This window comes from Serratia quinivorans, assembly GCF_052113645.1.
GTDB lineage: Bacteria > Pseudomonadota > Gammaproteobacteria > Enterobacterales > Enterobacteriaceae > Serratia > Serratia quinivorans_B.
Window position 1 is genome coordinate 197357 of the sequence record NZ_JBIEIU010000008.1, and the last position, 12265, is coordinate 209621.

A 12265-nucleotide genomic window follows, 5' to 3' on the forward strand; every position below is an offset into this window, starting at 1 on the left:
ATCCCTCTGGCCAGCCTGGACCACTCGGTGTTTCGTTCCCCACGGTTGCCGATGCTGCCCTTTCGTTTGCTACTCTCTTATTGTATGTTGTAACTAAAATAGGAGGTGAACGATGGATAAATACGATTTAATTGGCAGGATGAATGCTTGTTTCAACGAACTGGAACAGGCGCTGGCGGCCCTCCACCAGCAAATCCTGCCATTGCGTTTGTTGGCCGGCCGGGTGTTCAGCCTGCCGGAAATCGAGAAAGGCAAAGAACATGCGGCGGTGGAGCAGATTGCCGTCGAACAGCATGTCGGCCAGGCCGCGCTCGATCTGGCGCTGGAGCACTATCAGCGGTTGTTTATCCATCACAATAAACACAATGTCAGCAGCAAGGCCGCGGTCCGCCTGCCCGGCGTGATCTGCCTGGCGGTGGAGCCACCGCAATACCTGCAGCTCCAGGCGCAAGTGGGCCTGATAAACCGGCTGAAAGCCGAGCTGGAACAGATTATCACCGTCGACTCCGGCCTGGCGCCGGAGCAACGCTTTGACTTCGTCCACACCCATCTGCATGGGCTGATCACCCTCAGCGCCTACCGGAGCCTGACCGTTCTGACGGATCCGGATTCGGTGCGTTTCGGCTGGGCCAACAAGCACATTATCAAGAACGTCAAACGCGACGAAATCCTGGCGCAATTGGAGAAGAGCCTGAAGGCCGGGCGTGCGGTCCCGCCGCATAACCGGGAACAATGGGCAGAGCTGGTCAGCCGTGAGATCGATGATGTCAGTCGCTTGCCCCAGCAGGCGGTGCTGAAAATCAAACGGCCGGTAAAAGTGCAGCCCATTGCCCGGGTATGGTATCAGCCGCAGCAAAAGCAGGTGCAGCACCCCTGCCCGCTGCCGCTGATTGCCCTGTGCCAGGTGGAAAATGGCGCTCAGGTGCCGAAGATTGGCGAATTGCTCAATTACGACGCGACGGCGATCAAACATAAATACAAACCGGACGCCAAGCCGCTGCGGTTGCTGGTCAAACGGCTGCACCTGTATACCGACGCGCCTACTCGTTGAGGCTGTAAACCCGTAAGCTATGGCCGCCCGGTTCCACGCTATGTTTCGACCATATCGCCAGTCTAAGGCCGTTATTCAACACAAACAGCGCGAAATTACTGCTTCATGCTGCCGACCATCTCTTCCGGGCGCACCCACAGATCGAACTGCTCTTCCGTCAGATAACCCAACTTCAGCGCCGAGGCTTTCAGCGTCAGGCCTTCCTTATGCGCTTTCTTGGCGATTTCCGCCGCCTTGTCATAGCCGATATGCGTGTTCAGCGCGGTAACCAGCATCAGCGACTCATTCAGCAGTTGGCTGATACGGTCGCGGTTAGGTTCGATCCCCACTGCACAATGCTCATTAAAGCCCTGCATACCGTCAGCCAGCAGGCGGATGGACTGCAAATAGTTGTGGATCACCATCGGCCGGAACACATTCAACTCAAAGTTGCCGGAAGCGCCACCGATATTGACCGCCACGTCATTACCCAGCACCTGCGCGCACAGCATGGTCATAGCTTCGCACTGGGTGGGGTTTACCTTGCCCGGCATGATGGAACTGCCCGGCTCGTTTTCCGGGATCGAGATCTCGCCAATGCCGCAACGTGGGCCGGAAGAGAGCCAGCGCACGTCGTTGGCAATTTTCATCAATGAAGCCGCCAGCCCTTTCAGCGCACCATGGCCATGCACCAGGGCGTCACAGGTCGCCAACGCTTCAAATTTGTTCGGGGCGGTGACGAACGGCTGCCAGGTCAGATCGGCCAGCGCCTTGGCAACGCGCACCGCGTATTCAGGGTGAGTGTTCAGCCCGGTGCCCACGGCGGTGCCGCCCAGCGCCAGTTCGCAGATATGTGGAATGCTGGCTTCAATGTGCTGCAGATTGTGCGCCAGCATCGCCGCCCAGCCGGAAATCTCCTGGCCAAGGGTCAGCGGGGTGGCGTCCTGCAAATGGGTACGGCCAATTTTGACGATATCGCGATAGGCATGCGCTTTATCGCTTAACGTTTTATGCAGCACTTTCAGCTCGGGGATCAGATGCTCTCGCACCGCGATCACCGCCGCCACATGCATTGCCGTCGGGAACACGTCGTTGGAGCTTTGGCTCTTGTTGACGTCGTCGTTCGGATGTACCCGCCGCTCTTCCCCACGTACGCCGCCCAGCAGCTCACTGGCGCGGTTGGCCAGCACTTCATTCATGTTCATGTTGGTCTGGGTGCCGGAACCGGTTTGCCAGATTGACAGCGGGAACTCGTGAGTATGCTGGTCCGCCAACACTTCATCGGCGGCGCTGATAATGGCATCGGCGCGCTCGGCAGGCAGCAAACCCAGATCCCGGTTCACGCTGGCAGCGGCGCGCTTGGTCAATGCCAACGCATGAATCAACGCGGTCGGCATCTTTTCGGAAGAAATGCGAAAGTGCTCCAGGGAACGCTGCGTTTGTGCGCCCCATAGCCGATCGGCCGGCACTTCGATGGGTCCCATAGAGTCTTTTTCAATACGAACGGCGGCCATCACAATCTCCTTAGTACAATTCCTAAAAATGTACGATTACGCCAGCGCGCTCAGGCCCACCGGCACATCCCTCCAGTATAGTGACATAATAACTATTCGCATTAAGAGAGTTGCCTCACAGCATTTTTCCTCCATTGTCATGGTTATTGTGCGGATATTCTTGGCTGATAAGCCCCCCCGCCCGTTTCATCGCTTGGCTGAGTGCCAACAATAAAAAAAGCGCCGTCTGGCGCTCTCGTTATTTATTTTCACCCGGGAATTAATGATGGTGTTGATTATAGGTATTAATTCTTTGATCCTGCAGATGGTTGATTTCATCGTAGGCATCCTGGCGTTCATTATGACGATAGACCCCTACGCCTACCGCGCCGGCAGCAGCGGCGACCGGATGAGCGACCGGTGCGGAGGTTACAACCACCGGGGCGGGAGCCACCACCACCGGACGCGGCACCACCACGACAGGGCGAGGCGCGACCACCACAGGACGGACACCGTAACCGTAAGCATGAGTGACCACCACGGCCGCCTTGGCCCCGAAACTGCACATCACCAGAACCAGCAAAAGTTTTTTCATTAGCGCCTCAGCGTTGGAAATAATAAAGAGTCCGTTTATTGGCGTGCACTGTATAGCGGCGTTGCGGGCTAATTTAAGCCATTTGTGTGGTTGGCGATAAAAACGAAATAATTATGATGATAGAGATATTCAGCAGGTAATAATTTACGTCAAAAAACACAGATTGAAATATAGCGGATAAAAACGGTTCAAAATGACTTTTATTTCTGAGCGAATAACCACTTTAAAATTTGATATCGCCACAATATATTTACCCACCACCGAAAACGGCGTTTTTTTACGCGGTGCAGACCGGGCCGCACCGACACCGGGAGGGTGACAGAGGTTGTTATCTCGTTATACTTTATCGACCTTGAGCAGCGGCGCGGCGCGAAGACTTTTATACCGCCGACAACGGCGCCACTTGTTTGATCGCGCACCACTTTTTCACCCTCTTTCGGGTGTAGGATAAGACGCACACCATTTGTTTGTTTTACAGTCAGCTACTTACCGTCACCTGACGGCGAATGCAAAGGATGTCTATCAAGATGCAAAAAATGACCAACGCAGTGCAAAACTATGCATGGGGCAGTCACGACGCGTTAACCCGGCTGTATGGCATCGCCAACCCGCAAGGGCAGCCGATGGCGGAGCTGTGGATGGGCGCTCACCCGAAGAGCAGCTCTCGCGTGGCCGGGGCCGACGGCAATTTGCGCTCGCTGCGCGATGTCATTGATGAAGATCAGCCTAAACAGCTGGGTGCCGACGTAGCCCGCCGCTTCGGCGAGTTGCCGTTCCTGTTCAAAGTGCTGTGCGCCGATCAGCCGTTGTCGATTCAGGTGCATCCGAGCAAATCCGCCGCCGTTGCGGGGTTCGCCAAAGAAAACGCGGCCGGTATTCCACTGGATGCGGCCGAGCGCAATTACAAGGATCCGAATCACAAGCCGGAGCTGGTGTTCGCCCTGACGCCTTTCCTGGCGATGAACGGCTTCCGCGAACTGTCCGAGATTGTTTCTCTGCTGCAGCCGATTGCCGGTGCGCATCATGATATCGCCGCGTTCCTGCAGCAACCGGATGTCAGCCACCTGTCCGCCCTCTTTGCCAGCCTGTTGGCGATGAGCGGCGAGCAGAAATCGCTGGCGCTTGGGGTGTTGAAAGCGGCGCTGAATAACCAACAGGGCGAAACCTGGGACACCGTGCGCTTTATCGCCGGTTTCTATCCGGATGACAGCGGCTTATTCTCCCCGCTGCTGCTGAACGTGGTGCAGCTCAAGCCAGGCGAAGCGATGTTCCTGTATGCCGAAACGCCGCACGCTTACCTGAAAGGCGTGGCGCTGGAAGTGATGGCCAACTCGGACAACGTGCTGCGCGCCGGTCTGACGCCAAAATTCATCGACATTCCGGAGTTGCTGGCCAACCTGCAGTTCCGCCCGCAACCGGCTTCAGGCCTACTGACCCAACCGCAAAAACGGGGTGACGAGTTGTTCTTCCCGATCCCGGTGGAAGATTTCGCCTTCTCGCTGCACGATCTGTCCGCCGCCCCACAGGCGCTGGCACAAAACAGTGCGGCGATCGTTTTCTGCGTTGACGGTGAAGCGGTACTGACCCGGCAAGACCAGCAGCTGGTGCTCAAACCGGGCGAATCCTGCTTTATCGGCGCGTTCGAATCGCCGGTCAGCGTCAGCGGCACCGGCCGAATCGCCCGTGTTTATAATCTGTTGGCGTAAACGCTCGGTAAATTTCCGCAAATTAGTTGCTGAAATAGAGGCTTACCCTCACAATTAAACGCCTGCGGGCGTTTTTTTGTTGGCCCAAATTTGCCCATCCATCTGCGAGAGACAGATGGCTTAATAAGGATGATCGCAACTATGAAAAAATCGTTAGTCGCTGTTAGCGTCATTGTGGTTCTTGGCGCGGCATGGACCGGGGCTTCCTGGTACACCGGCAAACTGATCGAACAACGGATGGGTGAAGTGGTTGATAACGCCAACAGCCAGTTGAAAGCCTATCTGCCGAAAGCCGGTGTCAAACTGGGGTATGAAAATTACCAACGCGGCATTTTCAGCAGTAAAATTCGCTATGTGCTGCGCGCCGACGGCAGCGTTACCACCGACGATGCTCCGCTGAAGGCGGGCGATGAAGTGGCGTTCCAGGAAACCATCGATCACGGTCCCTTCCCGTTTGCCCAGTTGAAAAAATTCAACCTGCTGCCGAGCATGGCGTCGGTGCATACCGAGCTGGAAAACACCCCGGCGACCAAGGGCCTGTTTGATATCACCAAGGGCAAGTCGCTGTTCACCGCAGAGTCGCGCATTTCTTACAGCGGCGATACCTCGTCCGCCATTGACGTGATCCCGCTGGACTACCAAAAAGACAAGTCCGCGCTGAAATTCGGTGGTGCGACCATCAATGCCGATGTGTCACGCGACATGAAAGCCATCACCCTGGACGCCAGCAGCGACAGCGCCGTGATCAGCGGCCCGAATCAGTTTGGCCAGACCGAGCAGGTTCAGTTGCTGGGCGCTACGCTGAAAAGCCAGACCCACGCCGGTCAGTTCGATCTCAGTCTGGGCAACCAGGATCTGGTGCTGAAACAGATTAAGGTAGCCGTTGACGGTAAAGAGACCCTGTTGCTGGACGGCTTTAAGCTGGCGAGCCAATTCGGTGAAAAAGACAGCAACCTGAACGGCCAAATCGATTACACCATCGACTCGTTGAAGATCCAAAACAGCGACTTCGGCTCCGGCAAACTGGCGCTGAAAATCGACAAACTGGATGCCAAATCACTGAAAGAGTTTGCCGACCGTTATAACCAACAGGCGATGACCATGTTGCAACAGGCGCAAACTATGGATCCTGTCGCTTACCAACAACAGACCACCGACATCCTGTTGCAAAACCTGCCGCTGCTGTTGAAGGGCAATCCGTCCATCAGCATTGCCCCGCTGAGTTGGAAAAACAGCAAGGGTGAAAGTACCTTTACCCTGAATCTGGATCTGACCGACCCGGCACAGGCCGGTTCTCCGGCAGAATCGCCGGATCAGCTGGTTGCCCGTTCGGTGAAAAAGATCGACGCTAATCTGAGCATTCCGGTCGCGATGGCGACTGAAACCACCTCGCAAACGGCATTACTGCAAGGCTACAGTGCCGAAGAGTCGCAGAAACTGGCACAGCAACAGGTGCAAGGTCTGGTGGCCATGGGGCAGATGTTTAAAGTTGCCACGCTGAAAGACGGCGTGCTCGGCAGCAGCTTCCACTATGCCGACAACCAGGTTGATTTGAACGGCAATAAAATGAGCCTCCTGGAGTTCCTCAGCATGTTCGGTCTGTCCGGCGTGCCGTCGGAGGAAGGCGCACCGTCCCATTTCTCCGCGCCAACCCCGGCACAATAAGCGCCAATACTCGCTCAAGGGGCCCGGTTTGCCGGGCCTCTATTTTATTTCCCCGCGTTAACCTACCTAGCCCCTCCGGGTGGCTGCAAGACGAAATGCTCAGCGAATAAGCTCACCGGCGCCATACACTGCATCACGGATCTGCTGCGGATAAAGCCCGTTCATCCCCTCAAACGCCGTGTTGGTCAATGCCACCACGCTGATCGCCGCCTGCGGATCGTAAAACCAACTGTGGCCATAGACGCCGCCCCACTGCAGGGTGCCGTTATGCTGTGGCGTCGTCGCCAACTGAGCATCCGCCAGCACCGCGCCACCGAAACCGAAACCCCAGCCCGGTCCCTGAACTTCGGCCTGCACGCCGACATGCGGCTGGCGCATCAAGGCAGCAGTGGCCGGCTGTAGAATGCCCTCTCTGCCGCTGCGTAAGGTCTCGACCAGCCGCAACACATCGTCAGCATCGCCGACCATGCCGGCCCCGCCGGAGGGATAGGCCTGGGCATCGAGTGCCCGTGATGGCGCCATTTCGATTTCAAAGCCGAACCCTTCCGGCAGCGTCAGGAGCATGCCATCGCGTATCGGTTGCGGCAGCGCAGCGCTGTTGTAATACGCGGTCGCCAGATTATCGGTGTCGGGGGTATAAAAACCGGTATTGCGCAATCCCAGCGGCTGCGCGACCCAGTGCTTGAACACCTGCGGCAAAGACTCGCCCGCCACCTGCTCCAGCACCGCCCCCAACACATCAATGGCCAGCGAATAGTTAAATTCGCTGCCGGGCTCCGACAACAATTCTGCCTGCGCCAACAGCCGCAAGTTCTGTTCCAGCGTCATTGATGACAACGCCATACCATCTTGAATGCCCAGCCGTTGATACGACCCATTCGCGGGCTGATTCAGGCGGTAATCCAACCCCGCGGTATGGCTAAGCAAATGGCGAATTTTAATCTGCGGGCGGCGGCCCCCCGCCAAAGCCGGGGTGAACCACGGCAGCCAGTGGCTTACCGCGTCATCCAGCCCCAGCTTTTGCCGTTCTATCATGCGCATCGCCGCCAGCGTGATGTAGGGCTTGGAGACCGACGACAGTCGAAACAGGGTCTCACGCCGCATAGGGCGCTGCCGCTCACGATCGGCATACCCGCAGGCGTTGGCGTAAACCCGCTTGCCGTGCCGAGCCACCAGCACCACGCTGCCGACGATTCGCCCTTCGTCGATGGCCCGCCGGCTGACGGCCTGCACTCTTTTTGCTAATGACTGATCCGCTATCGACATGTTTTGTTGCTCTCTGAGGATAATAAAATCAGTCTAATGCGCTTATTATAAAATTAAACATCGCATTTCTTAACGAATCATTAAGCAGGAGTTACTGATAGATGAGTTCACTGTTGCAGCTACTGCCGTTTTTCGAAGCCGTCGCCCGATTGGGCAGCTTTACTCAGGCAGCCAATCAGTTAGGTGTCACCCCGCCGGCGGTTTCGCAAAATATTCAGGCGTTGGAAACCCGGCTGGGCGTACGGCTGTTCAACCGTACCAGCCGTTCGGTACGGCTAAGCGACGAAGGCCGCCTTTTTTATCAACAGGTGGCACCGGCCATGGGCCAGATCGATGTAGCAGCAGAAGATCTACGCACCCTGCGTGGTCGCCCCTCCGGGCTGTTACGCATTACCCTGCCGCAGTTGGCGGCTTCGCTGCTGGTGATGCCCCACCTGGCAGAGTTTCAGCTGCGTTATCCCGAGATTCAGCTCGAGCTGTTTACCGACGACCACTTTTCCGATCTGGTATTGGACAGCTTTGATGCCGGTATCCGTATGCATGCCATGCTGCAAAAAGACATGATTGCGCTGCCGATCGACAACGGCCAGCGACGGGTGGTGATCGCCGCTCCCGGTTATTTGGCGCAGCACGGCACCCCGCAAACACCGCAAGCGCTGAGCGATCACAACTGCCTGCGCTACCGTTTCCCCGGCAGCGGTAAATTTGAACCTTGGTATTTCAGGCAGGATGGCGCACAGCTGACGCTGGAGGTCGGCGGCGGTCTGATATTTAACGAGGATCGGCTGATAAAAGACGCCGCGCTGGCGGGGCTGGGTATTACTCAACGCTTTAGCGGCACGGTGCATCGCGAGCTGAATAGCGGGCAACTGGTGGAGATACTGGCCGATTACGGCAGCGATTTCCCCGGGTTTTTCATCTATTTTCCCGCCCGTCGGCATATGCCGCTCAAGCTGCGCGTATTCATTGATTTTATGCGTGAAAAGCGAGCGCAGCAGTCCCCTTTTGAAAACTGCATTAGCCCGCTCTGAGCGGTTTGTACCAACCAGCCGAAATCAGGGGCGCCATAGCGCCCCGTTGCCGTTAGCGCTTATCCAGCGCCTGCACAATGCGATAGGTGGCCGCCACCCGGTCATCGTTCGGGAACCATTTATTGGCCAGCATCACCACCGCAATTTTTTGCGTCGGGATAAATACCGCATAGGTCGAGAAGCCGCCGGTCGAGCCGGTTTTATTGTACCAGGTCGCGCCCTGCTCCTGCTTCGGTGGGGTTATCGCCGTGGCCGGGGCGCCGTTCATGATCATCCCGGCGTTGTTGCCTTCCGTCAGCGTCGTCAACGTCTCCGGATAAGGGTAGCTTTCCCACATCAGATCCTGAGTGAACACCCCGGTCCGGTAATAACCGGTGTGGGTGGCCGCCAGCGCCTTGCGCCACGGCTCCCCGACCTTGACCACCTGCATATTGGCGTCGAGGTAATGGATCAGATCCTGAGCATTGGATTTGATGCCGTAGGCTTCTGCATCCAGAGGGCCCGGAGTGACCCGTACCGGCTGGTCTTTTTTGTTGTAACCCTGAGCGTAATTCGCCATTTGCCCATCAGGCACCTGAATGTAGGTGTGATTCATCCCCAGTGACGGCAGCAGCTCTTTTTCCATCGCCTGGGTAAAGGGCCGGTTCAGGCTCTTGGCGGTGATCATCCCCAGCATGCCGATGCCCAGGTTGGAATAAACGCGGTAACTGCCCACCGCATGCGGCGGCTGCCACTGCCGATAATAAGCCATCAGTTGCGCGTCGTTGGTCACCTCGTCCGGCACGAACAGCGGCAAGCCGGAGGTGTGGGTCGCCAGGTTCAGCAAGGTGACGTGGTCAAACGCACTGCCACGCAGCTCCGGCAGATAATGGCTGGCCGAGTCGGCGAACGACATTTTGCCTTCATTTTGCGCATAGGCCGCCAGGGTCGCGGTGAAAGTCTTGCTCAATGACCCGATTTCAAACAGCGTCTGGTTGGTGATCGGTTTGCCGGTCTGTTTGGACGCCACGCCGTAGTGATAAAACTGCTGTTTTCCGTCGACCGACACCGCAATGGCCATGCCCGGCACGCCGTATTTCTGCATCAGCGGCTGAATAATGGCGTCAATGTCGGCCTTCTCGGCGGCATGACCTGCCGGCAGGATCAGAGCGGCGAACAACGCAGCCGCCAAGCGATTTATTTTCGTCATAATAAGGCTCTTGAGTTGTAGGGTATCGGCCGAGGCTAAAAGATTTTATTGTCATTCGACACAAAGACATCCCTGGATGATGGTGGTATTCCTTTTCTGATTGCGCAATGACCGCAACAGCTGCGCAAAATATCGGGGTTTAGCCACTGATTGACAAGCGATAATAATTTCAGCCAGCATAAAGAAAAACTTATGGCCAAGATTATGCGCAACCGACTTCCCCTGAACGCTCTGCGGGCGTTTGAATCCTCCGCCCGTCACCTGAATTTTACCCGTGCCGGGCTGGAGCTGAGCGTGACCCAAGCCGCCGTCAGCCAGCAGGTGCGAACGCTCGAGCAACAATTGGGCATTCAACTGTTCCGTCGCCTGCCGCGCGGTCTGGATCTGACCGAAGAAGGACAGGCACTGCTGCCGGTATTGACCGATGCTTTTGACCGCATTGAGTCGGTGCTGCAACAGTTTGAGGGCGGGCATTTCCATGAGGTACTGACGGTGGCAGTGGTCGGCACCTTTGCCGTGGGGTGGCTGATGCCCCGCCTGGCGACCTTCAGAGAATCGCACCCGTTTATCGACCTGCGGATACTGACCAATAACAATCTGGTCAACCTGTCCGCCGACGGGATGGACTTCGCTATCCGCTTCGGCGAAGGTCGCTGGCCCACCACCCACAACCTTAAATTGTTCGACGCACCGCTGACGGTGCTGTGCCCGCCGGAGGTCGCCAAACGCCTGCGCACACCGCAGGATCTGCAACATGAACGGCTGATGCGCAGCTACCGCCAAGACGAATGGGAGCGTTGGTTCACGGCGGCGCAGGTCACGCCATGGCGGATAAATGGCCCGGTGTTCGACTCTTCGCGACTAATGGTAGAAGGTGCGATCCACATCGGCGGCGTGGCCCTGGCCCCGGCGCGCATGTTTGCTCGCGAATTGCGGGAGGGATTATTGCAGCGCCCGTTCGCCGCCGAAGCGAACCTCGGCGGTTACTGGCTCACCCACCTGAAGTCGCGCGATATGACGCCCGCGATGAAAGTTTTTGTCAGTTGGATACAGCAACAGGCCAATGAAGAGTCAGAGTGAGATCAGGCAGAACCGCGTTTGATCAGCGTCGGCGGCAGAATGACGTTTTGCGGCGGCAACCCGGCATCGGCAATCCGCTGCAGCAAGCGTGAAGCGGCGCTGCGGCCCACCTCTCGCGCCGAACTGGACACCAGCGTCAATGGCGGCTCGGTCAGTTCGGCCTCGGGAACATCGCCAAAACCAATCAGCGCCACCTGCTGGCCGTAGTAGGTATCCACACCTTCCGAACCTATACTGCGTCCGCTCCGCACGATGCCAAAATAGGCCCCCAACGCCACCGACGCCTTGTGGCAAACCAGGGCGCTAATGTTCGGATATTGACGCAGCAGATTTTCTGCCGCTTCCGCCGCCGCCCGCTGCTGACAGTCGCATTCGACAATCCATTCGGAGCGAAAAGGCAGGCCGTACTGCACCAGCGTGGCGCAAAAGCCCCCCAAACGTTCGGCGCGGGTCAGCGAGCTGCCTTGTCCCCCCAGATAGGCGATTTGGCTGTGACCGCGTTTGATCAGAAATTCGGTGGCCATTTTGGCGGCCTGCATATTGTCCGGCCGCACCACGTCGACCCCTTCCAGGCCATTCGAACGTGCGGCGCAGACCAGCGGCACCCCCTGCTCTGCGGCTTTTTCCTTCAGGCCCTCGGCCATGCGCACACCGCCCGCCAGCACCATGCCGTCGACCCCGTGCTCCAGCAAGGTATCGAAACAACGCATCAGCCCTTTGCCGTCGCGACCGCTTTGGGTCAGGAACAGCACTTTGCCGTGCGCCTCCAGTACCTCGCTCAGCCCCGCCGTCATTTCCGCATAAAACGGTTCACAGATATCACGCAGGATCAGCCCAATCACGCCCGACTCTCCACCGCGCAGCGTGGCTGCCTGACGGTTACGCACATAGCCCAGGCTTTCAATCGCCTGATTGACTCGCGCCACGGTGGTCGATGAAATGCGTCCTTTGCCGCTCAGCACCAGCGAAACCGTGGTAACGGAGACACCGGCCTGCTGCGCGACATCGGTGATGGTGATCTTTTTGATGGTCATGACCTCGGCGAGCCCGATCCTGGGCAGTCTGTCCCCAGGTCGCTTAACGGCAGAAAACCAGGGGAATGTCTCTTGAAACAAAGGGTACACCGAATCGGTTTGGTCAGTAAAACGTTTTACTGACTAAACCATTGTCACCGCAAAGCGTGCGCTGAAATTGTGATTAGCGGCGCATT

General features: G+C 57.3%; 10 protein-coding genes. 5 read left to right on the forward strand and 5 right to left on the reverse strand.

What is annotated here, in order from left to right:
- Positions 1-112: 112 nt before the first annotated feature.
- Complete coding sequence (tus, locus tag ACGS9J_RS16280; protein WP_442231902.1) at positions 113-1051, forward strand: DNA replication terminus site-binding protein; 939 nt, start codon at positions 113-115, stop codon at positions 1049-1051.
- A gap of 95 nt (positions 1052-1146) precedes the next feature.
- Here tus and fumC read toward each other — a convergent pair whose 3' ends face one another.
- Positions 1147-2544, reverse strand: a complete 1398-nt coding sequence (gene fumC / locus ACGS9J_RS16285) for a class II fumarate hydratase (protein ID WP_442231903.1) — start codon at positions 2542-2544, stop codon at positions 1147-1149.
- Positions 2545-2803: 259 nt separating this feature from the next.
- Positions 2804-3118, reverse strand: coding sequence for a hypothetical protein (locus tag ACGS9J_RS16290; RefSeq protein WP_442231904.1), 315 nt, complete (start codon positions 3116-3118; stop codon positions 2804-2806).
- Between the two features lie 527 nt (positions 3119-3645).
- Between ACGS9J_RS16290 and manA the strand changes: the two genes are divergently transcribed.
- Positions 3646-4824 (forward strand): mannose-6-phosphate isomerase, encoded by a 1179-nt coding sequence (manA, locus tag ACGS9J_RS16295; protein WP_442231905.1) that lies wholly within the window; start codon positions 3646-3648, stop codon positions 4822-4824.
- 141 nt (positions 4825-4965) lie between these two features.
- On the forward strand, positions 4966-6489 hold the full coding sequence (locus tag ACGS9J_RS16300; protein ID WP_442231906.1) for a YdgA family protein: 1524 nt from the start codon (positions 4966-4968) through the stop codon (positions 6487-6489).
- A 99-nt stretch (positions 6490-6588) separates the two neighbouring features.
- On the opposite strand, the gene ACGS9J_RS16305 is transcribed toward ACGS9J_RS16300, so the two are convergent.
- Entirely contained in the window at positions 6589-7755 is a 1167-nt protein-coding gene (locus ACGS9J_RS16305; RefSeq protein ID WP_442231907.1) for a serine hydrolase domain-containing protein, read from the reverse strand.
- Positions 7756-7856: 101 nt separating this feature from the next.
- Between ACGS9J_RS16305 and ACGS9J_RS16310 the strand changes: the two genes are divergently transcribed.
- Positions 7857-8786, forward strand: coding sequence for a LysR substrate-binding domain-containing protein (locus ACGS9J_RS16310; RefSeq protein ID WP_442231908.1), 930 nt, complete (start codon positions 7857-7859; stop codon positions 8784-8786).
- Between the two features lie 52 nt (positions 8787-8838).
- Here ACGS9J_RS16310 and ampC read toward each other — a convergent pair whose 3' ends face one another.
- Positions 8839-9975 (reverse strand): class C beta-lactamase, encoded by a 1137-nt coding sequence (gene ampC / locus ACGS9J_RS16315; RefSeq protein ID WP_442231909.1) that lies wholly within the window; start codon positions 9973-9975, stop codon positions 8839-8841.
- Positions 9976-10167: 192 nt separating this feature from the next.
- Here ampC and ACGS9J_RS16320 point away from each other — a divergent pair, with 192 nt between their 5' ends.
- Positions 10168-11055, forward strand: a complete 888-nt coding sequence (locus ACGS9J_RS16320) for a LysR family transcriptional regulator (protein WP_442231910.1) — start codon at positions 10168-10170, stop codon at positions 11053-11055.
- Between the two features lie 2 nt (positions 11056-11057).
- Here ACGS9J_RS16320 and ACGS9J_RS16325 read toward each other — a convergent pair whose 3' ends face one another.
- Positions 11058-12089, reverse strand: coding sequence for a Mal regulon transcriptional regulator MalI (locus tag ACGS9J_RS16325; RefSeq protein ID WP_442231911.1), 1032 nt, complete (start codon positions 12087-12089; stop codon positions 11058-11060).
- Positions 12090-12265 lie beyond the last annotated feature (176 nt).

What these genes read in the sequence shown, in the direction of transcription:
- ACGS9J_RS16290 (WP_442231904.1), bottom strand. Translation starts at nt 3,118, where the DNA reads ATGAAAAAACTTTTGCTGGTTCTGGTGATGTGCAGTTTCGGGGCCAAG.
- ACGS9J_RS16305 (WP_442231907.1), bottom strand. Translation starts at nt 7,755, where the DNA reads ATGTCGATAGCGGATCAGTCATTAGCAAAAAGAGTGCAGGCCGTCAGC.
- ampC (WP_442231909.1), bottom strand. Translation starts at nt 9,975, where the DNA reads ATGACGAAAATAAATCGCTTGGCGGCTGCGTTGTTCGCCGCTCTGATC.
- tus (WP_442231902.1), top strand. Translation starts at nt 113, where the DNA reads ATGGATAAATACGATTTAATTGGCAGGATGAATGCTTGTTTCAACGAA.
- fumC (WP_442231903.1), bottom strand. Translation starts at nt 2,544, where the DNA reads ATGGCCGCCGTTCGTATTGAAAAAGACTCTATGGGACCCATCGAAGTG.
- ACGS9J_RS16325 (WP_442231911.1), bottom strand. Translation starts at nt 12,089, where the DNA reads ATGACCATCAAAAAGATCACCATCACCGATGTCGCGCAGCAGGCCGGT.
- ACGS9J_RS16300 (WP_442231906.1), top strand. Translation starts at nt 4,966, where the DNA reads ATGAAAAAATCGTTAGTCGCTGTTAGCGTCATTGTGGTTCTTGGCGCG.
- ACGS9J_RS16310 (WP_442231908.1), top strand. Translation starts at nt 7,857, where the DNA reads ATGAGTTCACTGTTGCAGCTACTGCCGTTTTTCGAAGCCGTCGCCCGA.
- ACGS9J_RS16320 (WP_442231910.1), top strand. Translation starts at nt 10,168, where the DNA reads ATGGCCAAGATTATGCGCAACCGACTTCCCCTGAACGCTCTGCGGGCG.
- manA (WP_442231905.1), top strand. Translation starts at nt 3,646, where the DNA reads ATGCAAAAAATGACCAACGCAGTGCAAAACTATGCATGGGGCAGTCAC.